25 protein-coding genes and 1 pseudogene are annotated in these 22348 nt (G+C 62.5%); 9 read left to right on the top strand and 17 right to left on the bottom strand.

Features of this window, described 5'->3' with window-relative positions; translation table 11 throughout:
- Position 1 precedes the first annotated feature (1 nt).
- The gene (locus AC1RRT_RS02185) at positions 2 to 889 is read left to right on the top strand and encodes an alpha/beta hydrolase (RefSeq protein ID WP_493012014.1); all 888 of its coding nucleotides are present in this window, start codon (positions 2 to 4) and stop codon (positions 887 to 889) included.
- 13 nt (positions 890 to 902) lie between these two features.
- On the opposite strand, the gene AC1RRT_RS02190 is transcribed toward AC1RRT_RS02185, so the two are convergent.
- The 3 genes from AC1RRT_RS02190 to AC1RRT_RS02200 all read right to left on the bottom strand — a co-directional run bounded on the left by AC1RRT_RS02190 (position 903) and on the right by AC1RRT_RS02200 (position 2685).
- A complete protein-coding gene (locus tag AC1RRT_RS02190; protein ID WP_493012015.1) occupies positions 903 to 1685 on the bottom strand; it encodes an anti-sigma factor family protein in 783 nt (260 codons plus the stop codon).
- Positions 1682 to 2221, bottom strand: coding sequence for an RNA polymerase sigma factor (locus tag AC1RRT_RS02195; RefSeq protein ID WP_493012016.1), 540 nt, complete (start codon positions 2219 to 2221; stop codon positions 1682 to 1684). Before AC1RRT_RS02195 ends, AC1RRT_RS02190 begins: the two co-directional genes overlap by 4 nt.
- Before the next feature lie 71 nt (positions 2222 to 2292).
- Positions 2293 to 2685: a COG4315 family predicted lipoprotein gene (locus AC1RRT_RS02200; RefSeq protein ID WP_493012017.1), complete on the bottom strand. Its 393-nt coding sequence runs from the start codon at positions 2683 to 2685 to the stop codon at positions 2293 to 2295.
- Between the two features lie 141 nt (positions 2686 to 2826).
- Here AC1RRT_RS02200 and AC1RRT_RS02205 point away from each other — a divergent pair, with 141 nt between their 5' ends.
- Entirely contained in the window at positions 2827 to 3375 is a 549-nt protein-coding gene (locus tag AC1RRT_RS02205) for a tetratricopeptide repeat protein (RefSeq protein ID WP_493012018.1), read from the top strand.
- A 7-nt stretch (positions 3376 to 3382) separates the two neighbouring features.
- Here AC1RRT_RS02205 and AC1RRT_RS02210 read toward each other — a convergent pair whose 3' ends face one another.
- Entirely contained in the window at positions 3383 to 3715 is a 333-nt protein-coding gene (locus AC1RRT_RS02210) for a DMT family protein (protein WP_493012020.1), read from the bottom strand.
- Positions 3715 to 5136 (bottom strand): pyruvate kinase, encoded by a 1422-nt coding sequence (gene pyk, locus AC1RRT_RS02215; RefSeq protein WP_493012021.1) that lies wholly within the window; start codon positions 5134 to 5136, stop codon positions 3715 to 3717. Before pyk ends, AC1RRT_RS02210 begins: the two co-directional genes overlap by 1 nt.
- Before the next feature lie 144 nt (positions 5137 to 5280).
- Here pyk and ppa point away from each other — a divergent pair, with 144 nt between their 5' ends.
- Positions 5281 to 5814 carry an inorganic diphosphatase gene (ppa, locus tag AC1RRT_RS02220; protein ID WP_492981705.1) on the top strand — a complete coding sequence of 178 codons (534 nt, stop codon included), beginning with the start codon at positions 5281 to 5283 and terminating at the stop codon, positions 5812 to 5814.
- Positions 5815 to 6050: 236 nt separating this feature from the next.
- Here the strand turns inward: ppa and AC1RRT_RS02225 are convergent, their stop codons facing one another.
- Positions 6051 to 7700 carry a GMC family oxidoreductase gene (locus AC1RRT_RS02225; protein ID WP_493012022.1) on the bottom strand — a complete coding sequence of 550 codons (1650 nt, stop codon included), beginning with the start codon at positions 7698 to 7700 and terminating at the stop codon, positions 6051 to 6053.
- Between the two features lie 273 nt (positions 7701 to 7973).
- Between AC1RRT_RS02225 and AC1RRT_RS02230 the strand changes: the two genes are divergently transcribed.
- From AC1RRT_RS02230 to AC1RRT_RS02240, 3 genes are all read left to right on the top strand, one after another.
- Positions 7974 to 10388, top strand: a complete 2415-nt coding sequence (locus AC1RRT_RS02230; protein ID WP_493012023.1) for a hypothetical protein — start codon at positions 7974 to 7976, stop codon at positions 10386 to 10388.
- 230 nt (positions 10389 to 10618) lie between these two features.
- A complete protein-coding gene (locus tag AC1RRT_RS02235) occupies positions 10619 to 11107 on the top strand; it encodes a hypothetical protein (RefSeq protein ID WP_493012024.1) in 489 nt (162 codons plus the stop codon).
- 38 nt (positions 11108 to 11145) lie between these two features.
- The gene (locus tag AC1RRT_RS02240; protein ID WP_493012025.1) at positions 11146 to 11664 is read left to right on the top strand and encodes a hypothetical protein; all 519 of its coding nucleotides are present in this window, start codon (positions 11146 to 11148) and stop codon (positions 11662 to 11664) included.
- Between the two features lie 40 nt (positions 11665 to 11704).
- Here AC1RRT_RS02240 and AC1RRT_RS02245 read toward each other — a convergent pair whose 3' ends face one another.
- The gene (locus AC1RRT_RS02245; protein ID WP_493012027.1) at positions 11705 to 12448 is read right to left on the bottom strand and encodes a hypothetical protein; all 744 of its coding nucleotides are present in this window, start codon (positions 12446 to 12448) and stop codon (positions 11705 to 11707) included.
- 312 nt (positions 12449 to 12760) lie between these two features.
- On the opposite strand from AC1RRT_RS02245, the gene AC1RRT_RS02250 reads away from it, so the two are divergent.
- Complete coding sequence (locus tag AC1RRT_RS02250) at positions 12761 to 13093, top strand: YciI family protein (protein ID WP_493012028.1); 333 nt, start codon at positions 12761 to 12763, stop codon at positions 13091 to 13093.
- Between the two features lie 130 nt (positions 13094 to 13223).
- Here the strand turns inward: AC1RRT_RS02250 and AC1RRT_RS02255 are convergent, their stop codons facing one another.
- The 3 genes from AC1RRT_RS02255 to greB all read right to left on the bottom strand — a co-directional run bounded on the left by AC1RRT_RS02255 (position 13224) and on the right by greB (position 15362).
- Complete coding sequence (locus AC1RRT_RS02255; protein ID WP_493012029.1) at positions 13224 to 14414, bottom strand: BaiN/RdsA family NAD(P)/FAD-dependent oxidoreductase; 1191 nt, start codon at positions 14412 to 14414, stop codon at positions 13224 to 13226.
- Positions 14415 to 14532: 118 nt separating this feature from the next.
- On the bottom strand, positions 14533 to 14796 hold the full coding sequence (locus tag AC1RRT_RS02260) for a ParB N-terminal domain-containing protein (protein ID WP_493012030.1): 264 nt from the start codon (positions 14794 to 14796) through the stop codon (positions 14533 to 14535).
- Positions 14793 to 15362: a transcription elongation factor GreB gene (gene greB, locus AC1RRT_RS02265; protein WP_493012031.1), complete on the bottom strand. Its 570-nt coding sequence runs from the start codon at positions 15360 to 15362 to the stop codon at positions 14793 to 14795. Before greB ends, AC1RRT_RS02260 begins: the two co-directional genes overlap by 4 nt.
- A gap of 38 nt (positions 15363 to 15400) precedes the next feature.
- On the opposite strand from greB, the gene AC1RRT_RS02270 reads away from it, so the two are divergent.
- Entirely contained in the window at positions 15401 to 15862 is a 462-nt protein-coding gene (locus tag AC1RRT_RS02270) for a YaiI/YqxD family protein (protein WP_493015120.1), read from the top strand.
- Positions 15863 to 15864: 2 nt separating this feature from the next.
- On the opposite strand, the gene AC1RRT_RS02275 is transcribed toward AC1RRT_RS02270, so the two are convergent.
- Positions 15865 to 16095, bottom strand: coding sequence for a hypothetical protein (locus tag AC1RRT_RS02275; protein ID WP_493012032.1), 231 nt, complete (start codon positions 16093 to 16095; stop codon positions 15865 to 15867).
- Positions 16096 to 16205: 110 nt separating this feature from the next.
- Positions 16206 to 16415, bottom strand: coding sequence for a cold-shock protein (locus AC1RRT_RS02280; protein WP_492981714.1), 210 nt, complete (start codon positions 16413 to 16415; stop codon positions 16206 to 16208).
- 361 nt (positions 16416 to 16776) lie between these two features.
- Here AC1RRT_RS02280 and AC1RRT_RS02285 point away from each other — a divergent pair, with 361 nt between their 5' ends.
- Complete coding sequence (locus AC1RRT_RS02285; protein ID WP_493012033.1) at positions 16777 to 17895, top strand: hypothetical protein; 1119 nt, start codon at positions 16777 to 16779, stop codon at positions 17893 to 17895.
- 18 nt (positions 17896 to 17913) lie between these two features.
- Here the strand turns inward: AC1RRT_RS02285 and AC1RRT_RS02290 are convergent, their stop codons facing one another.
- From AC1RRT_RS02290 to AC1RRT_RS02310, 5 genes and pseudogenes are all read right to left on the bottom strand, one after another.
- Positions 17914 to 19095, bottom strand: coding sequence for a pentapeptide repeat-containing protein (locus AC1RRT_RS02290; RefSeq protein ID WP_493012034.1), 1182 nt, complete (start codon positions 19093 to 19095; stop codon positions 17914 to 17916).
- Positions 19096 to 19244: 149 nt separating this feature from the next.
- Positions 19245 to 20642: an NAD(P)(+) transhydrogenase (Re/Si-specific) subunit beta gene (locus AC1RRT_RS02295; protein ID WP_493012035.1), complete on the bottom strand. Its 1398-nt coding sequence runs from the start codon at positions 20640 to 20642 to the stop codon at positions 19245 to 19247.
- 10 nt (positions 20643 to 20652) lie between these two features.
- Positions 20653 to 20934, bottom strand: a pseudogene (locus AC1RRT_RS02300) (proton-translocating transhydrogenase family protein); the annotation flags it as partial.
- A 20-nt stretch (positions 20935 to 20954) separates the two neighbouring features.
- Positions 20955 to 22106, bottom strand: coding sequence for a Re/Si-specific NAD(P)(+) transhydrogenase subunit alpha (locus AC1RRT_RS02305; RefSeq protein WP_493012036.1), 1152 nt, complete (start codon positions 22104 to 22106; stop codon positions 20955 to 20957).
- A 60-nt stretch (positions 22107 to 22166) separates the two neighbouring features.
- The gene (locus AC1RRT_RS02310) at positions 22167 to 22313 is read right to left on the bottom strand and encodes an aa3-type cytochrome c oxidase subunit IV (RefSeq protein WP_493012037.1); all 147 of its coding nucleotides are present in this window, start codon (positions 22311 to 22313) and stop codon (positions 22167 to 22169) included.
- Positions 22314 to 22348: the final 35 nt, after the last annotated feature.

A 22348-nucleotide genomic window follows, 5' to 3' on the forward strand; every position in this document is an offset into this window, starting at 1 on the left:
CATGAGCAGCTTCGACTGGCGCAGCCTTTCCTCCGAACAGATCGAAGCGCAGTTCAATCCGCGCAAGGCCGTGCCGGATTTCGACAAGCATTTCAAAACTTATGTCGAGCGTTCGGCCGCGGCAAAGGCCGAGATCGGCGGCGAATACGACCTGCGTTATGGCACCGGGCCGCTGCAGACCTACGATCTGCACAAGCCCGACAATGCCAGGCCGAATGCGCCGCTGGTGATTTTCATCCATGGTGGCTACTGGCGCGGCCTCGACAAGAACACCACCACCTTTGCCATCGTGCCTTTCGTGAAGGCCGGCGCCGTCGTCGTGAACCTGAATTACGATCTCTGCCCCGCCGTCACGGTCGACACCATCGTGCGACAAGTGCAGGAGGCGCTGGTGCATGTCGCCGCCCGCGCGCTCGACTGGGGCGCCGATCCGGCGAAGATTCATGTCATCGGCCATTCGGCTGGCGCGCATCTGGCCGCCATGATGGTGGCCGCGCCCTGGCCCACCGATCTGCCGGGGCAGCCGCCGGTCGCTTCACTGGGTCTGGTCAGCGGCGTCTATGAACTCGAACCGGTGCTGCATGTCAGCGTCAATGCCGATATCCGGCTGGACGGCGCCATGGCGGTGCGCAACAGCGTCACCCGCCTGCCGCTTAAGCTGACAGGCAAGGTGACCAGCACCATTCTTGTTGCCTGCGGCGATGCCGAGCCGGAAGGCTGGATCGCGCAGAGCCTGGATTTCCATCAGGCGCTGCGCGACGCCGGCACCAATGCCAGCCTGCTGCGCATCAAGGGTGCCGACCATTTCAGCATCAAGTTTGACGGCGCCAATCCCAGCCATCCGCTGGGCGCGGCCCTGCTGCGGCAGGCCGGCCTCAGTCGGGTTTAAGAGCGAGCCGCGTCTAGCGGCTGAGCTGCTCGTAGACCTGCCGCGCCGCCGGCAACAGCGCCTCGCGACCGTTCTCGCCAGTCAGGGCATAGCCGAAACCGGCATCGACCCAGTAGAAGGCCGCCGCCCTGCCATCGCCGGCAAAGCGGAAGGATGTGTCGCCGTTGTCCTCGCCCGAACGCACATAGAGCGTCAGGCGCTGGCCCTGGCGGTTTTCGTACATGAATTGCGCCGCCGCATTGTTGCCGCTGGAGGCTGGCAGCAGACGGCCGCCCACAAGCGCATAGCCCTGCGCCGTCAGGCTCGGCACCTTCAGCGCCGTGCCCAGGCGCTTGGACAGCCAGGCGACCAGATGCTGTTCTTCCTTGGCCGGCACTTCGACGGGATGCAGCACCTCGCGGCTGTAGACCAGATGCGCGCGCGTGGCTTCCTGCGGCAGCGCTGACACTGCCATCCCCGGCGAGAAGGCGCCACGGCCATACCAGCCCGCGCCGATCCCCAGCACGGCGACCAGCAGCAGTGCCGCGATGCGCATGACGCTGCGGCCGAAATTGTTCTGACTGCGTGTGGCAAACAGCGCGGCCAGGGCCGGAGACACGATCTCGTCGTTCATGCCACCGGCGAAATGCGCACGCAGGTCTTCCGCCTGCTGCTGCCAGATCGCGACCTTTGCGGCATCGTCGGCATGCAGGGCCAGATGCGCCTCGATATCGGCGCGCCGTTCGGGCGGCAGCCGATCGTCGACATAGGCCTGCAGATCGGCTTCGCTCACACTCTTTGCCGGATCGCCGCTCATTTCACTCTCCTCAAATGCACTGCCTGGCCGTCGCCCTGCGCGGGCGGCACGCCATCCATGAGGCGACGCAGGCGTTCACGCGCGCGCCCCAGGCGCGACATCACCGTGCCGAGCGGAATGTCCTGCACTCTGGCCGCCTCCTCGTAACTCAATCCTTCCACCACGACCAGCAACAGCAGTGCGCGCCACTCGTCGGGCAGCAATCCCAGCGCGGCATCCATGTCGCGCAGTTCCAGCCGTTCCCACTGGCCGCCGCTGGCCTGTGGTCCCTCGCCGATATCGTCCAGCGCCCGGCTGTCCGGTCGCATGCCCTCGCGCGCCATCCGGCTGCGCCAACGGTTATGCAGGATGGTGAATAGCCAGGGCCGCAGGCTGGCGGCATCGCCGCGCCGCGTCGTCCAGGCGCCGAGCGCGCGCTCCACGCAATCCTGCACCAGATCATCGGCCGTATCGCGGCTGCGGGTCAGCGCCAGCGCAAAACGGCGTAGGCGCGGCAGCTCGGCTTCGATCGGATGCGGGGAACGGCGGAACAGCATGCTCTGGCGGTCGTCAGGGAGATGGCAGGCGGCAACATAACAAGCATTGCCGCCCGACCATACCCGTCCTGTTACGGCTTGGCGATGTGCCAGGCGCCGTTCAGGAAGCCGTCGCCGGTGGTGTCGCCCGGCTTGGTGTCCTTGGTCCAGGCATACAGCGGCTTGCCCTTGTAGGCCCACTGCTTGGCACCGTCGTCGCGGGTGATGACAGTCCAGTCGCCCGAGGCCTTGGCATCGCCGGCGGCCATCAGCGGCGGCCAGTTGGTGGCGCAGGGACCGTTGCAGGCCGACTTGCCGGGCGTCGCATCACGATCGAAGGTATAGAGCGTCATGCCCTTGGCATCGACCAGCACCGGGCCGAGCGCGGTGGTGCCGGTCTTGGCCGGCGCCATCGAATTGCTGCTGGCGCAGGCGACCAGGCTGAGCGACAGCAGGCCGGTCAGCATCAGGTTGCGCATCATCATCGGGTATCCCCTTGTTTGCGGTTGTGGCGGCTGCCGGTATGGCGCCGCTGCAGAGGTAGACCAGCGGGAACCCGCTTTATTCCCACCTTTGTGAAAAAAACCGCTCTTGCCGGCCGCGCCCGGCGGACCTAGCATTGGCCCATGCGGTTGCGGTTCCTTCCTGCCCTGCTTCTCCTGCTCGCGCCGATGCTGGCGCAGCCGGCCGCGGCGCAGTCCGTCCTCGACAGCCTGTTCGAGAAACTGCAGGAAACCCAGAATCCCATTGAGGCGCGCCAGACCGAGCGCAAGATCTGGGAAGCCTGGTCCAAGAGCGACTCCGATACGCTGGACGCCCTGATGCAGGGCGGTATCGCCGTCATGGAAAAGGGCGATTACCGGCGCTCGGTCGAGATCTTCAGCGCCATGATCGAGCTGAAGCCCGATTTCGCCGAAGCCTACAACAAGCGCGCCACCGTGCGGTTTCTGGCTGGTGACTATCCCGGCTCGGTCGCCGATATCGAGCGCACGCTCAAACTGGAGCCGCGCCATTTCGGCGCACTCTCCGGCCTGGGGCTGATCATGGAGCGGCTGGACAACCTGGAAGAGGCGCTGCGCGCCTATCGCCGGGCGATGGCCGCCAATCCGCATCTGAACGACGGCCCCGACAAGCTGAAAGAGCTGCGGCGCCGCATCGACGCCAAGGAGCTGTAGGCGTCGCCTACTTCTGGAAGATGAAGAAGACCGCGCCGACCAGGCAGAGGAAGGCGGCCAGGTAATTCCAGCGCAGCCCCTCGCCCAGATAGAAAACCGCGAAACCGGCGAAGACCGCCAGCGTGATCACTTCCTGCATGACTTTAAGCTGCGCCGCCGAGAATCCGCCGGTGGTATAGCCGATGCGGTTGGCCGGGACGGCGAGGCAGTATTCAAACAGGGCGATGCCCCAGGAAATCAGGATCACCTTCCACAGCGCCTGCTCCTGGTATTTCAGGTGCCAGTACCAGGCAAAGGTCATCAGCACATTCGAGCCGATGAGCAGCAGGATCGTCGGCATCAGCCGGCCTCCACGCGGGCAATCCTCAGCACATTGGTGTTGCCGGGTGAGCCGAAGGGCACGCCGGCGGTCACCACCAGGTTGTCGCCGGGCTTGGCCATTCCGCTCTGGCGCGCCACGGTCGTCGCCTTCTCGACCATGTCGGCGAAGTTGATGGCATCGGCCGCCACCACGGCGTTGACGCCCCAGGCGATGCTGAGCCGCCGCGCGGTTTCCAGCAGCGGCGTCAGGCACAGGATGGGCGAGCGCGGCCGTTCGCGCGCAGCGCGCAGCGCCGTCGAACCCGACATCGTATAAGTGACGATGGCGGCGGCGTTGATCGTCTCGGCCACCTGGCGCGCGGCCGCGGTGATCGCATCGGATGGCGTGTTCTCCGGATTGTTGTGCTCGGCATCCATGATGCCGCGATAGAGCGGATCACGCTCCACCTGCATGGCGATGCTGTTCATGGTGCGCACCGCCTCAACCGGAAAATCGCCCGAGGCCGACTCCGCCGACAGCATGATGGCATCGGCGCCGTCATACACCGCCGTGGCCACATCCGAGACCTCGGCGCGCGTCGGCACCGGCGCCTTGATCATGCTTTCCAGCATCTGGGTGGCGACCACGACAGGCTTGCCGGCGCGGCGCGCCAGCCGCACGATCTTTTTCTGCAACCCCGGCACCGCCTGCAGCGGCATCTCCACGCCCAGATCGCCGCGCGCCACCATCAGCGCATCGCAGAGCTGCACGATCTCGTCCAGACTCTCGACCGCCGAGGGCTTCTCGATCTTGGCCAGCAGGGCCGCGCGGCCCTGGATCAGGCTGCGCGCCTCGCGCAGGTCGTCGGGCCGCTGCACGAAGCTGAGCGCGATCCAATCCACACCCTGCGACAGGGCAAAGTCGAGGTCGGCGCGATCCTTGGGCGTCAGCGCCGACAGCGGCACCACCGTATCGGGCAGGTTGACGCCCTTGCGGTCACTCAACCGGCCGCCGACCATCACGCGGGTCTCGGCCCATCCCGGCCCCACGCCGGTGACCTTCAGGCGCAGCTTGCCGTCATCCAGCAGCAGTTCGGTGCCGGGCTTCAGGCTGCCCAGCACTTCCGGGTGCGGCAGCTGCACGCCGGTGATGTCGCCAGCCCCGGCCTGCAGGTCGAGGCGGAAGGCCTGGCCGTTCTGCAGCTCGACCGCACCATCCCGGAAGGCCCCGATTCGCAGCTTCGGCCCCTGCAGATCGGCCAACAGACCGATCGGCCGGCCGGTTTCGGCCTCCAGGGCGCGCACATCCCGGACCCGGGCGGCATGATCCTCGTGGGTGCCGTGACTGAAATTGAGGCGGAAGACGTCGGCGCCGGCCTCAAACAGGGCCCTGATGCGCTCCGGGCTGCTGGAGGCAGGCCCCAGCGTGGCAAGAATCTTGACGTTGCGTTCCCTATGCATACTCCCCCCGGAACCAGAGGTCCTATCATAGTCACCGCATGGCCCCGACTGCGACGAAAATATTAGGGATCAAGCAGTTGCGTTTTTTGCTGCATTTGCGAAAAAGACGCCCGCACCCCCTGCAGAGTCCGAAGGACCACGACCATGGATATCGCCCGCATCAGCGTCGGCAAGAACCCGCCCTATGACCTCAACGCCGTGATCGAGATTCCGGCCGGCGGCGTGCCGGTGAAGTATGAGCTCGACAAGGATTCCGGCGCGCTGTTCGTCGACCGCTTCCTGCACACCGCCATGTTCTACCCGGCCAATTACGGCTTCGTGCCGCACACGCTGGGCGGCGACGGCGACCCTTGCGACATCCTGGTGGTGAGCCATGTGCCGGTGGTGGCCGGTGCGGTGATCCGCTCGCGCCCGATCGGCGCGCTGAAGATGGAAGACGAGGCCGGCGGCGACGAGAAGATCATCGCCGTGCCGGTCGACAAGCTGCACCCCTTCTACACCAACGTGACGACCTACAAGGACCTGCCGGCCAGCCTGCTGGAGCAGATCGAGCATTTCTTCGTCCACTACAAGGACCTGGAGAAGGGCAAGTTCGTCAAATCGGCCGGCTGGGTCGGGCCCGACGAGGCCGCCAAGATGATCACCGAAGGCATCGTGCGCGCGGCTGGCATCAAGTAACTCAACGCGTTATCGGGATTTCAAACAGCGGCGGTCCGGGCATCCGGGCCGCCGTTTCCGTTCCAGCGGCATCCAAGTCCGGCCAGCGGCATGCCAAGGACGCGCCAATCTCGACCAATGTTGACCAACTCTGGCCAATTCCAGCCAATCCGCGCCAATCCCGGCCACCGCGGGCCAGCGGGTCAGGCGGTGCGCCAACCGCGCTCCCCTTCAGGTAAGGCGCGACCGGCGGCCCATCAACCCCGGTTATCCTCCAGCACCATCTCGGCGCCCTTCTCGGCGATCATGAGCGTCGGCGAGGCGGTGTTGCCCGACGGGATCAGCGGCATGGCCGAGGCGTCGATCACGCGCAGGCCATCGACACCACGCACGCGCAGGCGGCCATCGAGCACCGCCATCGGATCGCTGTCGACGCCCATCTTGGCGGTGGCGACCGGATGGAAAATGGTGGCGCCGATCTGGCCCGCGGCGACGCGCATGTCGGCCTCGGTGCGGATATCGGCGCCGGGCAGGTATTCCTCGGGCTGGTATTTGGCCAGCGCCGGCGCGGCGGCCAGCCGGCGCGTCAGTTTCAGGCTGTCGACCGCCACCTGCATGTCGGCCTCGGTGTCGAGATAGTTGGGCTGGATCGCCGGCGCCTGATGCGGATCGGCCGACTTGATGCGCACATGGCCACGGCTGGTGGGCCGCAGGTTGCAGATGCTGGCGGTGAAGGCCGGGAAGCCATGCAGCGGATCGCCGAACTTGTCGAGCGACAGCGGCTGGATATGGAATTCCACATTCGGCGTCTCATGCTCAGGGCTTGAGCGCGTGAACATGCCGAACGTGCTGGGCGCCATGGTGAGCGCGCCGCGCCGACGGATCGCATAGTCGAGCCCCATCAGCGCACGGCCGAACAGGCCGGCGCCGTTGATGGTGCGCGCGTTCCTGACCTTGTAGATCAGGCGGAGCTGCAGATGGTCCTGCAGGTTCTCGCCCACGCCGGGCGCATCATGGACCACATCTATCCCGTGGTCCTTCAGCAGGCCTGCAGGGCCAATACCACTTAACTGCAGAAGCTGCGGCGAGTTGATGGCGCCGGCAGCCAGGATGATCTCCTTGCGCGCCTTGATGCGCTTGCGCTCGAAATCATCGGCCACGATCACCGAGACGGCGCGCGGGCGGCCGCTATCGGTGGCGGTCTCGAACTCCACTTTCTCGACATGGGCGCGTGACAGCAGCCCGATATTGCCGCGCGTGTCGATGATCGGCGCCAGGAAGGCCGAGGCCGCCGACCAGCGCATGCCCTTCTTCTGGTTGACCTGGAAGTAGCCCGAGCCTTCGTTGGTGCCGCGATTGAAATCATCCGTTTTCGGGATGCCGATCTGCGCGCCGGCATCGGCCACGGCATCGAGCAGGTCCCAGCGCACGCGGGCTTTTTCCACGCGCCATTCGCCGCCGGCGCCATGCAGCTCGGAGGCGCCGCCGTGGAAATCCTCGTGGCGTTTGAAATAGGGCAGCACATCGTCCCAGCCCCAGCCGGTGAGGCCCATCTGCGCCCAGGTGTCGTAATCCTGCACCTGGCCGCGCATGTAGACCATGGCGTTGATCGCGGTGCAGCCGCCGATCACCTTGCCGCGCGCATAGCCGATGGAGCGGTTGTTCAGGCCCGGCACCGGTTCGGTGGTGTAGCACCAGTCGGCGCGCGGATTGCCGATGGCGAACAGATAGCCGATGGGGATGTGGAACCAGATCCAGTTGTCGCGCCCGCCGGCCTCGATGAGAAGCACCTTGTTCTTCGGGTCTTTGGAGAGCCGGTTGGCCAGCAAAGTGCCAGCCGTGCCGCCACCGACAATGATGTAATCGAAGGTTGCCCCTTCGGTGATGTCTTGGGCCGCAGAGGCCATGGCGTTTCCGTTTCCCTATGATATCCACACCATCCCTTTTCACAAAAAAGGGAATGGCTCTAAACTGCATTCCAAATAAAGTTGATCTGCCGGGGGAAAGCAATGTGGACAACTAGTAAACCACTATCATACCGCGCGGTTCCTAGACCTACGCGTTTAGCGTACCTGATTCCGCCGGACTCTCCACCCGCACTAATCACAGCCCTTTTCGCAGAGTGTCAGTCCCGATGGGGAGGACGCAGAACGCCCATAATTCCGACGAACGGTTCAGAATTGGACTTAGCGTATTGGTCACTGTTGGAGCTATGGGATGCTGACCTCATATATTCTTACGCCAAATTAGACGATTCTTTATATGAACGCCTATCATACACATTTGCGCCCGCAGCAATCTCATTCCATTCGAAAAATATAGAAGACACCAAAAATCATTTAAATTTCTGGCCAGGATATCATGGGCAAGAAGATTTACTTCAAGCAACCTCATTAGTCCCACTATTTTCTCGCCACGCACAGATGCGCGGCCATGATTTACCGAGGGTCATAGACGCAGGATGGCCATCCAATACGGATCAAGACACACAAGATACATTTGGAAGCGCGACTGGAAGTCACATTTTCACGTCACTTCTGCCACACGCCTACAGGCTTCAATATTCGACAGAAATACCCAAGAACCATGATAGCGAAAAAATAACACTCATAGATAAAGACGAATACTTCAATACCATAACAAAGAGCTATGACGTTCTGTCGATGAATCGGCTATCTGATACCCTATGTGGATATATATACCCTCTAGCAAGGGGGCGGAAAAGTTGGAATGACCACCTCACAATTGTCGTAGGTGACGAGCTAGACGATCGACTCCTCTACTGGAATTCTCAGCACAAATATCGCTCTCTTGATACTGAATCAGATATTCCAGTTATGCGGCTATCAGCTACTCGATTTCAGAGCAGTTGCCCAGATTGGCTGAAGAAATGGATATCAATACGTAATCGTCATCGCATTAACGGGAATCAAGCCCCCCATGTTATTGTAAAATCTAGCTCTCTACTTCCCGATCAACTCGCAGAGGTTCAATCGAAATTATCGATGCCTCAAAGAGTAATGATGTCCTCAAAAAATCTTAAGCCTTCTGAGGTTTTTGATGATTGCCATGAGGTAATTAAATCAAAAATATCCGTCGCCACTCCCGGCAGAAAGCCAATGATTTGGCCCGCACCCACTAACTCTCAAAATGAAAGATACGCTAACAATCAAATACACCTGCCCTTAGTTCGCCCTTATCACCTCACGCTCACTCCCGAAAACGCGCTTAGCCGTGGCATTTGGGCACTAGATTTGTCCATTGAGCGTTCAGAAAATCATTCCCAATATTATAACGTTCCACACACTTGGAATTTTCCACGCCGGCTGAGATTGGATAAAGCAATTACAATTGCTCTCTCTGGCAGAGATTCGCAGCCTTATTTCCCGCAATATACACGGCCGACCGCCCTCGGAGACTTAACCGTCTGGGACTGCAGCGCATGGCCACGCCAAACACTCAACTTGCCTTCAGATTTTGGAGCGTTTAGCTACGCTCTTCGCTTTAAATCTTGGGCCGCGCCTAAAGAAGATCAGGAGAGCACACCAGATACATTTTATAATTTCTCCGATGCAGGAATATCAGACAAAGGGCGGGATTTATTAGGGGTACTGCAGTTATTCAGATCTTTGCCCGAAGCACTTATCTTCCTCACAAACCCATACTGGCTAGACGTTATATCTAAACTCTCGCCTAGTGAGCCCGCGAAAAATCCAGAAAAAATCAAAAAACTCGCAACAGAAATTGAAGAATACACAAAGGATGCGAACCCGAACCCTGAATGGCTTGCACGCCGTTCACTCGAACTTGTCGCAAGATCGTATCTTTCGTCCCAGGGAAATTCCGGTTTTACAAATTTTGAGGGGCTTGTTAGTTGGGCAAAGCAGATTGCCAAAGCGACGCCTCAGCGTGGAGAATTTCTATCGCAAAATGCGGTGGCTCCTCAATTATCGAAATCCGTAACGTATTTGCGTGATCGCGGATTTCTGAGACAGGGCCACGGATGGACGTGCGGTGTGTGCCAACACAAGAATTGGGTTTCCCTTGAGAATTTGAAGCCTTTCCAATTATGCGACGTTTGCCAATCTAAAGAATCCGCCCCAGTTAGCACGTCCTTTAATTTTAGACTTAACCCATTCCTGCAACACGCCTTTAATTCCACTTCAGCCCAAGAATCAGTGATTTGGTGCCTCAATCAATTATATAAACGGGCCAATAACTCTTTCTGTTTTATTCCCTCCGTAAATGTCAGTAGCCGCAATGATCCCAACCCACCTACTGACATAGACGTATTAGCGTCTGTTGACGGTCAAGTTTTCATGACAGAAGTCAAAACAAGCTACGCGGGAGTTACAGAGAAAGAGCTAAAGAAAATATATGACCTTGCTCAAAGAGTCAGGCCGGACGTAGCCATGCTCGCGATTTATGCCGAGCGCGATGAACACAACTTCACTCAAATTTTCAAACAACTAAAAACTGATTTAAAGAATATTGATGTTGATTTCGAGGTAATGAATTTTGATAAAACTAAAAATACAGACCACGACCTTTTCCCTTCTTCTTATGGGGAAGATATGACGTGGTCAGCCTGGTGATAACACTGCGCTCCCGCTCTATATTGCGTTGTGTATAACTCGCGCTTTCTCCCCGGCTTTAGTCATGCCTTCGGACTTTTCTCTGAATAAAATCGCATGCATTCCCGGGAAATTCCCGCCCGCTGCAGTTACAACCAACAGCTTCCGATCCTACCGCCGCCGCAACCTGCCATATCGACGGCGCGGGACGAGTTCAGTATGCTGTGCGTCTCAACGGGGATGCTTCACAGATGCTGCTGATCACGGCCGAAAACGAGAATGGGCAACTGGTGCTGCGCCTGCCCGCCGATGCCATCGATGCCGAGCAGGCCACCACCCTGCTGGCCGATTTCGCCCAGCTTGCGCCCGAGGCGCGCGCCACTGTCCTGGAGGCGCTGGCCAAACAGCAGAAAAAGCGCCGGCCGCGGCAGGAGCCGGCGCCGGCCGCCGCCGCCTTCAGCGGCCGCGACTACACCGCCAATCTCTCGGGCGACGACCGGCAGTATCTGCGCCTGCTGCATGACGGGCTGGAGCAGCGCGACGGCCATATGATCGAATTCGCCTATGCCGACCTGTTCGCGCTGACCGAGGCGCGCCGGCTGAAGCTGCCGCTCTCGGCGCTGCAGCGGAACACGCTGATCCAGTATTATCTCGACCGCCACGCCCAGGCGGATGACACCCCCGATGCCAGCATCGCGGCGCTGCGGCATGCCGCGGCGCTGGCCCGCAAGAAGAAATAGCCTTGGCCGGCCGGCCTCCACGCGCAGACGGAATGATGATGTCCACGTCAGAGTCGATCTATGTATCCTCCGAACATGCCCTGGTCCGCGTCGACCGGCATAAGTCCAATGACGTGCTGCGCGGCGATGGCAAGGCCAGCCTGGCCGAGGCGCTGTGGAGCCAGGATCGCACCGAGGGCGCGGTGCCGTCCTTCACGGCCGAGATGCGCCGCCTGTTCTCGCCCGATCCCGTGCATGTGATCGACACGCGGCCGCAGAATGTGCTGGCCTGGCGCATCATCGATTTCGACCATCATCCCTTCGTTCTGGACGGCGAGGATGCCGACAACCTGACGCTGGGCGCGATCCAGCAGGCGCCGGCGCGCATCGCCGCCGAGCAGACCTACAGCGTCGTGGTGGCCGAGCGCCGGCCGGCCTTCTTCACCATCTCGATGAGCGTGCGCGTCTACAACCGCGCCATGTTCCCCTTCTTCGGCGCCAACGGGCAGGTCACCCGGGTGGTGACGCTGATCCGTCCCCTCACCCCGGGTGTCCCGCTCGCCGCTGTCACGCATTGAGGCCGAAGGCGGCTACGCCGCCTGCGTGATGTTATGGCGGCTACGCCGCCTGGGTGATATCCGGCTCCAGCATGGTTGACAGCGGACCCGCCTCGATCTGCGCCAGCATGCCGGCGCGGTCGATCTGCGTGGTGTACATGCGGGCCGTGCGGCCGACGGCGCCGACAAAGCCCTCCATCGCCAGGTCGGCCCGCGCATAGCCATAGCCATCCGCGCGCAGCGGCACGCCGCCGCGATACAGGTTCTCGTAGACCAGGCCGCAGTGGTAATCGACATCGTAGCGCTTGATGCTGACCGCCCGCACCAGATGGGTGAGCAGATAGGCCAGACGCCGGCTGCGGAAGCCCTGCGCCACCACCAGCCCGCCATGATGGCCGATGCGGCCGGTCCAGTTGCACTCGCGCGGCTGCAGGATCTCGGCCGAGCCGAGCGGCGTCAGCTTTTCCGAGAACAGCCGCCCGCTGCGCAGCCATTCGATCCAGCCGCCCGGCCCGGTGTCGATCAGGCGGAAGGCGATGACGGCGGCCAGCGTGCTGTCCTTGCTCATGCCATGGGCGGGATGATTGGGGATGGTGGAGAGCCGCAGCCAGTATTGCGGCCCGCCCGGCTGGAAATCGTGATGCGCCGGATCATACGTCGAATTGATGCCGACGATGCCGGGCATGCTTTCCAGGCAACGGCGCCAGCGCGAGAGATCAGGGTCCTGTTCAACAAAGAAGCCCCGGTCATTCAGGGTGGCGAGCAGAAGATTGATGTAGCGGTCGACAGTGGACTCGTGACGCATAGGGGTCTCCATGATTCGGTTGTAACGCGAAAATCCTATGCGCAAATGTGGTGAATCCGTATCGCAACCGGTTTACCGCGCGGCTTCGGTGCAGGCTGTGCGCTGTCGCACTGCATATACGCCCTGTATTTCCGGGCCCGGATTTCTGGCCTTGTATTTCCGGGCCTGCGTGAAACGCAGCGTTGCATCGGGCCGGAGAAGGTTGCGCGAGGGTACAGACCTCACAAATCCGTCAGGCGGCTGACGAATATGGCGCGGCATGCTATCGACAGATGATCAGACCATCCGACAGACCATGAGGGAGAGAGAGCCATGCTGTTCGTCGTTCATGCCAAGGACCGCCCCGGCAGCGGCATGCGCCAGAAATGGCGCGCCGCGCATCTGGAATTCATTGCCACCTGCACGGACGCGTTCAAATACGGCGGGCCGCTCATGGATGAGGCCGGCACCGTGGTCGGCAGCCTGATGGTGCTGGAGATGCCCGACCGCGCCGCGCTGGACGCGCATCTGGCGCGCGATCCGTATTTCCGCGAGCCGGTATTCGAGAGCGTGGAGATTTTCCAGACCCGCCAGATCATGCCCGAGATCGTGCCGGGATCGCTGGCCGCCGAGCTGGACAAGCAGAGGGCGGCGACGGCGGGATAAGAAGGGGGCGATACAGGCTTTTACCCTCAACTGTCATGCCCGGCCTTGTGCCGGGCATCCACGTCTTCCTTAAAAAACGCGTGGATGCTCGGGCCAAGCCCGAGCATGACAAAAAATAAAAAAGATCGACCTACAAAGCCTGGGCGCAGGCATGGCCCGATGACCAGGCCCACTGGAAATTGAAGCCGCCGAGATGCCCGGTGACGTCCACCACCTCGCCGATGAAATACAGGCCCGGCACGGCTTTCGCGGCCATGGTCTGCGAGGACAGCGCAGCGGTGTCGACGCCGCCGAGCGTCACCTCCGCCTTAGCATGGCCCTCGGTGCCGCCGGGTGTCAGCCGCCAGTCCTGCACGGTCGTTGCCACCGCACGCAGCCGCGCATCGGCCAGATCGGCCATGCGGCCCTCGGCGATGGCAATATCCGCCATGCGCTCGGCCAGCCGTTTCGGGATCAGCCCGGCCAGCACGGTGACCAGATCGCTTTTCGGCTTCTCGGCCCGCGCCGCTTTCAACAGCGCGAACAGGTCCCGGCCCGGCAGCAGATTCAGCACCACCGGTTCTTTCCGCCCGAGCTGTTCCCAGTAGGATGAAATCTGCAGGATCGCCGGCCCGCTGAGGCCTTTATGCGTGAACAGCAGCGCCTCGCGGAACCTGGCCTTGCCGCATGTCGCTTCGGCGTCCTCCACCGCGACGCCGGCCATGCCGTCCCACGTCTGCGCATCCTTGGCATCGAAGGTGACGGGCACCAGCGCCGGCTTCGGCGGGACGACGCTCAGGCCGAACTGCTTCGCCACCTCGTAGCCCCAGCCGGTGGCGCCCATCTTCGGGATGCTCGGCCCGCCGGTGGCGATCACCAGTTGCGCGGCGGTGAATGATTCTGCGCTGGCGCTGTCGACGCGGAAGCCGCTGTCGGTTTTCGTCACGCTGGCGACCGGCGTGGAGAGGCGGATGGTGACGCCGCCTTTGGCGCATTCGTCCAGCAGCATCTGGATGATCTGCTTGGCGCTGCCGTCGCAGAAGAGCTGCCCCAGCGTTTTCTCATGCCAGGCGATGCCGTGTTTATCCACCAGCGCGATGAAATCCTGCTGGCTGTAGCGCTTCAGCGCCGATTTGGCGAAATGCGGGTTCTGCGACAGGAAGTCGTTCGGCCCGGCATGCAGATTGGTGAAGTTGCAGCGCCCGCCGCCGGAAATGCGGATCTTCTCGCCCGGGCTGGCGGCATGATCGAGCAGCAGCACGCGCTTTGCCCGCTGGCCGGCCTGCGCGGCGCAGAACAGCCCGGCGCCGCCGGCGCCGATGATGATGGCGTCATAGGTCATACCCCGTCATGCCACGCCTTGGGCGTGGCATCCACGCTTTGGTTTTAAAAAAGACACTCGTGGATGCCCGGGCCAAGCCCGGGCATGACGGTTCGGAATAAGAGGGACGCTTAGGCCGTCAGAACTTCCGCGCCGCCACCACGTAGACGTTGATGGTCGCCTCGCCCAGACTGCGCATGGCCTCCAGCCGGTGCAGTCCGGCGATCAGCACATAGCGCTTCTGCGCATCGTCGCGGCGCACCTGGATCGGCACGGTCATGCCGCCGTCGGTGACGATCTGGTCGGACAGCGTCTGCACTTTCGCGGGATCGAGCAGGCCCTTGAACTTGGCCGGCACATAGATATCGGCCAGCTTCACCGGCACGGCCTTCATGGTGGTCATTGGTCGTCTCCCCCGCTTTCGTAGGCGATCTTCACCACCTCGATCTGCTCGATGCCATGCGGCGTGCGCAGGTCGACGATGTCGCCCTCGCGCGCCTTCATCAGGGCGCGGGCGACGGGCGCGATCCAGCTCACCTCGCCCTGCTCGATCCGCGCCTCGTCGATGCCGACGATGCGGATGGTCTTTTCCGCATCATGGGGATCGATATAGGTGACGGTGGCGCCGAAGAAGACCTGTTCGCGGTTCTTCTGCAGCCTGGGGTCGACCGGCTCGGCGATCTCGAGCCTTTTCAGCAGGAAGCGGATGCGGCGGTCGATCTCGCGCAGCCGCTTCTTGCCGTAGAGATAGTCGCCATTCTCCGAGCGGTCGCCGTTGCCGGCCGCCCAGGAGACGATCTCCACCACCTTGGGCCGCTCGACGGTTTTCAGCTGGCGCAGCTCGGCCTGCAGCCGGTGCAGCCCGGCCGGCGTGATGTAGTTCTTGGACCCGGCCGGAATCGGCGGGGCGGCATCTTCCAGATCGTCATCCGGGTCGGAATCGGTCTCTTTTGTGAAAGCCTTGCTCATGGCGCGATCCTATCACGGCATGGCATAAAGCGGCCATGCTGACGGTTTATGTCGATGCCGATGCCTGCCCGGTCAAGGCCGAGGTCTACAAGGTGGCCGAACGCCACGGCGTGCCGGTGATCGTGGTGGCCAATGCCTGGCTGAACGTGCCGCGCGTCGACTGGCTGCGGCTGGTGGTGGTCGAATCCGGCCTGGACAAGGCCGATGACTGGATCGTGGAGCAGGCCAAGCCCGGCGATATCGTGATCACCGCGGATATCCCGCTGGCGGCGCGCGGCGTCAAGGGCGGTGCGGTGGTGCTGAGCCCGACGGGCCGCGTCTTCACCGAAAGCTCGATCGGCATGGACCTGGCCAGCCGGAACCTGATGACCGAGCTGCGCGACGCCAATCCCACCGAGCGCGTGGGCGGCGGGCCGAAGCCCTTTTCGCAGAAGGAGCGCTCGGCCTTCCTGCAGGCCCTGCATGAGGCCATCGAAAGGCGCAGGCGCCAGAGTGTTTAGGCTTACTGGCCGGGAACGCGGGTGATGGTCTTGATCGGGCCGCGCGGGCGGCCGGACTTCAGCGCGATGTCGCGATCCTGCTCTTCGATGAAAGCCTTGATCGGGCCTTCGCCGTCCAGGCCACCGACCAGTTCGGGCGGCACGCGACGGTTCGAGGTCTGGGCGCCGTCTTCATAGATCACGTTGAACAGGATGAAGGTGGCGTTGGGGTTGATCTTGGGCTTCTTGGCCATGACTGGCTGCTCCGGCACTCACAGAAGATTGGGGACTTCTTCAGAACTTCAACAAAGGGAAAGGGGCGCCCGTCGCCGGACGCCCCCTCTTACTCAATACGCGAAACGGCTTAGACGGCCTTGAGATTCACCGCCGAGGTCTTGCCGCGCTTCGGATCGCGCTGCTCCTCGAAGGAAACCTTCTGGCCTTCGTTCAGGCCGCTCATGCCAGCGCGTTCAACGGCGGAGATGTGGACGAACACGTCCGCGCCGCCGCTCTCGGGCTGAATGAAACCGTAACCCTTGGTGCTGTTAAACCATTTCACAGTGCCGGTGGCCATGTGCTTTGTCCTCGTTCAGTGGTAGGTCGCACTCCACCCATGTGGGGCGCATCAGACTATGTCCAGGATGGCAGAGGTCTGGACCCGTCCGAAATGATCGAGGGGGTAGCAGGCCGGCAGTCCGAAGTAGAATGACAAAACCTAAGATAGGCAGTTTTCCCATTCCTGCAAGGCTGACGACACCCAAAGATGCCGCCGCCCTGGCACACAAGTCCACTCGCCCAAACGGAAATCCGGCCGATAAGTTCCCGGCTGCATGCCGGAAAATGCAACCTGGGCGCTTCTGCGACGGATTTGCATTGATCCACAGGCCCTATGCGGCTATCCAAACCGCCATCACTAGGGGTGGGCCCTGCCTGATATGACAACGAATAGCGCATTCCGGGAGGAAGCCCTGCGGCGGCAGCTGCATGGCATCTTTTTCGATCTCTGGCGCTTTGGCAGCAACGCGCTGGTCGGCTGGCGGCCGAGCCGCAACGGCATCGAGATCATCACCGTGCCCAAGGCCCGGCTGTTCGGCGAGCATGCCCGTCACCTGCCCACGCTGTCGGCCGGCAACCTGATGAGCGGGCCGGAGCTGGACGATGCCGCCCGACTGCTCGACAGCCAGCCCATGGAGTTGCGGCTGGATACAAAGGTAGGCACCGGGCCGGGCGAGATTGCGCCGGCGCTGGTCGAGCAGGTGTTCAACCTGTTCACGGTCAGCAAGACGCCCTATCGCGCCGTGCTGCTGATCGACATCGTCGGCTTTTCCAAGACCACGCCCGAACTGCAGGCAGCCCAGCTCTCGACGCTGGAATTCTCGCTCAACCTCGCCGAAGAGATGGCGCAGGCCAATGGCCTCGCCGTCACCTTCGGCCGCACCACCACGGGCGACGGCTTCTATGTGTGGAACGAGCGCCAGGGCCTGCGCGCCGATATCGACCTGTTCTGCGCGGTGGCCATCTTCCAGATCCTGTTCTCGGCGCTGCGCCGCACGGCGTCAGTGCCCGGCAGTGTGCCGGTGCTGCGGCTGTGCATGAGCATCGGCAGCCATTTCCTCTATCACCAGCCGCGCAAGGATGGCGGCAATGGCGGCGCCTTCATCGTCGGCGACGTGACGATCCAGGTTGCCCGCCTGATCGAGATCGCGCAGGACGACCAGATCGTGATGGGCGATTTCGAACGGCCGCTGGGGCTGGGGCAGAATCTGTGCAACACCGAGACCTTCCTTACCGCGGTGAGCGAGCGGCTGACGCATCTGAAGAACCTGCGGGTGCTGGGCGAGCCGATCAACCGCGTCGCCTTCTACCTAACCGGTCCGCGCGAGGGCGAGGAAGGCCGGCACAAGCCCACGCTGATCACGCTGACCGACAAGCACGGTTTCCAGCATCGCTGCTACAACGCCAAGCTCAATGCCTTCCCCGAGCAGGGCGAACCCTACTATTGCGGTCTGCAGCATGCGGATTTCGTACGGGCGGCCAAACGCGGGCCGGCTTAGACGGACCTGGCTCAGGACTTACTTGGCGTCGGTGACGCAGTCCTGCAGATCGAAGCCATCGAGCCGGGCGGCATCGAGGCGGGCGCGGGTGAAGTCGGTGGCGACATGACGGCCGCTGAACCGGCCACTGGCCAGATAGATCGGCATGCGGCCCGACTGCGCGGCCGAGAAATCGCTCCAGCGCAGATTGGATTCGATAAAGCGCACGCCGGCCACCTTGGCATCGGCGAAGCTGGCCCCGGCCAGATTGGCGCGGGTGAAATTCGCCAGCAGCAGGCTGCTGCCCTTGAACTTGGTGCCGCGCAGATCGCAATCGGCGAAATCGCCGCCATCCAGCACCAGGCCGGAAAAATCATGATAGGCGATGCGTCGGCCCGACAGGTTGAGCTGCCGCCCCTTCTTGCCATGGGTCTCGACCCAGATGCGGTGCTGCTCGACCGCTTCGGTCAGCTGGGCGGCATAGGCCGCCGGCCCGACCAGGCGCTCTTCCTGGCTCTGCAGCCGCTGGGTGTCGACGCCACGGATCACCGCATTGGAGAAATTCGCGCCAGTCGCCACCACGTCTTCCACCGTGGCGTTGACGATCTGCGCGTCCTTCAGATTGGCGCCCACCATGCGGGTGCCGACCAGGCGGGCATCGTTCAGATTGGCGCCGGTCAGGTTGGCATAGGAGAGGTCCGCGCCGCGCAGGTTGCTGCCGAAGAAATTCGCCCCCGTGAGATCGGCGCCCACCAGTGACGCACCGCTGAGATCGACGCCGGCGAACTGTGCCCGCGAGGCAGTGGCATATTCCAGCAAGCAGTCGCTCAGGTCGGAGACGTCCACGCCCACCCGCTCCTGCCCACCCGGCTTCATCATCAGGCCGCCGCGGAAATCGGCATCGACCAGGATGGCGTTGTTCAGATTGGCGGCCTTGAGATTCACACCGCGCAACACCGCCTTGGTCAGGTCGGTGTTCTGCAGGTCGGCATTGGCCAGATCGGCGCCGAACAGATCGGCCTCGGCCAGGTTGGCGCGCGCCATGCGGGCCGAGCGCAGGTTGCTGCCCACCATCTTGGCGCGGCGCAGCGAGCGGCCCTCGAAATTGGCGTTCTCGAGATTCTTGTGCGTGTAATCCAGCACCTCGGCCACGGCTTTCCCTTCGCGCGACAGGTCATCGCGATGCACAAAGGTCGTCGTCCGGGTCTTGCGGGAGGTCATGGCGGGTGCGGGTTTTCGAATGGGGCCTGTTTACCACATCCCCGGCCTGCGAAAAGCGGATTCTGCCGGTTTTAAAACGCTTCCAAAACACAGCGGCCCGGAGGGTCGCTCCGGGCCGCGGCTCACCTAAGGGGACGGGTCGTTAAGACTTACAGGCCCTTGACGATGTCCTCGACCATCTTCTTGGCATCGGCCAGCAGCATCATCGTGTTGTCCTTGTAGAACAACTCGTTATCGATGCCCGCATAGCCGGATGCCATCGAGCGCTTCACGAACAGCACGGTCTTGGCCTTGTCGACGTCCAGGATCGGCATGCCGAAGATCGGGCTCTTGGGGTCGTCGCGGGCGGCCGGATTCGTCACGTCATTCGCGCCGATCACAAATGCGACATCGGCGGTCTGGAATTCGGAGTTGATCTCCTCCAGCTCGAACACCTCGTCATACGAGACATTGGCCTCGGCCAGCAGCACGTTCATGTGCCCCGGCATGCGGCCCGCCACCGGATGGATGGCGTATTTCACTTCCACACCCTCTTCCTTCAGCTTGTCGCCCATCTCGCGCAGCGCATGCTGGGCCTGGCTGACCGCCATACCGTAGCCCGGCACGATGATGACCTTGCCGGCGTTCTTCATAATGAAGGCAGCGTCATCGGCCGAGCCCTTCTTGTAGGGACGGTCGACCTTCTGGCCGCCAGCGGCCGCCGAGGTGTCGCCACCGAAGCCGCCGAGGATGACATTGAACAGCGAGCGGTTCATGCCCTTGCACATGATGTAGGACAGGATCGCGCCGGACGAACCGACCAGCGCGCCGGTGACGATCAGCGCCGGGTTCTGCAGGGTGAAGCCGATGCCGGCCGCAGCCCAGCCCGAGTAGCTGTTCAGCATCGAGACGACGACGGGCATGTCGGCGCCGCCGATCGGGATGATGATGGTGAAGCCGACGATCAGCGCCAGCACCGTCACCGCCCAGAACAGTTCGCGGCTCGGGTTCATGCAGAAGGCGACAACCAGACCGACGATGATCAGGCCGATCAGGGCGTTCAGGATGTGCTGGCCCTTGAAGATCACCGGGCTGCCCGAGACCAGGCCCTGCAGCTTGGCAAAGGCCACCAGCGATCCGGAGAAGGTGATGATGCCGATGACAACACCGAGCGACATCTCGATGCGCGCCGCCACGGTGATCATGCCGGCGGCATTGACGATGCCGTAAGGCGCCGGATTGTAGAAGGCAGCCGCAGCCACCAGCACGGCGGCCAGGCCGACTAGGCTGTGCATGGCGGCAACGAGTTGCGGCATCGCCGTCATCTGGATGCGGCGGGCCAGCACGGTGCCGACGGCACCGCCGATCACCAGGGCGACCAGCACCCAGACGATGGTGTCGGCCAGCGCACCGAGATTGGCGATGGTGGTCAGTACGGCAATGCCCATGCCGGTCATGCCGTAGAAATTGCCCTTGCGGCTGGTCTCGGGCGAGGAGAGCCCGCGCAGCGCCAGGATGAACAGGATGGAGCTGACGAGGTAGAGCAGCGCGGTTATCTGGATCGGCATGGCGCGGCCCTCACTTCTTTTCTTTTTTCTTGTACATGGCCAGCATGCGCTGCGTGACCAGGAAGCCGCCGAAGATGTTCACGGCGGCCAGCGCGATGGCCAGCAGGCCAAAGATCTTGGAAGCGTCGAACACGGCAGACGCACCGGCGGCAATCAGCGCGCCCACAATGATCACCGAGGAAATCGCATTGGTGACGCTCATCAGCGGCGTATGCAGCGCCGGCGTGACGCTCCAGACCACGTAATAGCCGACGAAGCAGGCAAGCGCGAAAACCGTCAGCAGCGAGAAGAAGGAATAAACCTCACCCATGATCAATTCCCCTCTTTCAGCGACGCATGCACCACCTGGCCATCGCGGGTCAGGCAGGTGCCGGTGACGGTTTCGTCTTCCGGATTGAACTTGAAGGTCTTGGCATCCTTGTCCCAATGCGGGCTGAGGAAATTCCACAGGTTCTTCGCATAGAGATTGGACGCATCGACCGGCACGCGGCTGGGATAGTTGGTGTAGCCGACGATCTTGACGCCGTTCACCACCACAACCTCGTCGGGCTTGGACAGCGGGCAGTTGCCGCCGGCCTCGACCGCCAGATCGATGATCACCGAACCCGGGCGCATCGACTTCACCATCTCTTCCGTCACCAGCACCGGAGCCGGACGGCCCGGGATCAGCGCGGTGGTAATGATGATGTCCTGCTTCTTCACGGTCTCGGATACGAGCGCCGCCTGCTTGGCCTTGTACTCGGCCGACATTTCCTTGGCGTAGCCGCCGGACGTCTGCGAGCTGCGGGCCTCTTCATCGTCAACCCAGACGAACTTGCCGCCGAGGCTTTCCACCTGCTCCTTGGTGGCCGGGCGCACGTCGGTCGCCGACACCACAGCACCCAGGCGCTTGGCGGTCGCAATGGCCTGGAGACCTGCCACGCCGACACCCATGATGAAGACACGCGCCGGCGCGATGGTACCGGCCGAGGTCATCATCATCGGGAAAGCGCGGCCGAAATGGGCGGCGGCATCCAGCACCGACTTGTAGCCGGCGAGGTTGGACTGCGAGGACAGGATATCCATCGACTGGGCGCGCGTGATGCGCGGCATCAGCTCCATGGCGTAGGCATTCACACCGGCGGCGGCATAGGCCTTGACCTGGTCGCGCTGCTGCAGCGCCTGCAGGCCGGCGACGAGGATGGCGCCCTTCTTGAGCAGCGCCAGTTCGTCGCTGCCTTCGGCCGCCGTCATCGGCCGCTGCACTTTCAGCACCATGTCGGCATCGCCGACGGTGGCCCTGGCGTCAGCCGCGATCTGCGCGCCCATGGCGGTGTATTGATCGTCGGGGATATCGGCGGCGAGGCCTGCACCGGTCTCGATCACCACCGTGCAGCCGAGACCGACAAATTTCTTCACCGTCTCCGGCGAAGCGGCTACGCGCTTCTCGCCGCTGCGGCGTTCCTTTGGAATACCGATTTTCATTCTGATCCCCCCGAACGCTTAAACAAGAAAAAGGCGGCGCCTCGCAGCGCCGCCCAGCGGTTAGTGACCGCGGACCAGGAACAGTGCCATCAGGATCAGCAGCACGATCACCGCGACCGAACCCCAGGTGGTCAGCTTCATGAAGCCGGCCCAGGTGGACTTGTGCTCGGTGATGTCCATGGTGCCCATCTTGTGTTCTTCGGCCATAACGCCCTCTGCGTGTTTAGGGATTGAATCGACAG

This window comes from Ferrovibrio sp. GW821-FHT12B10 (assembly GCF_058807515.1).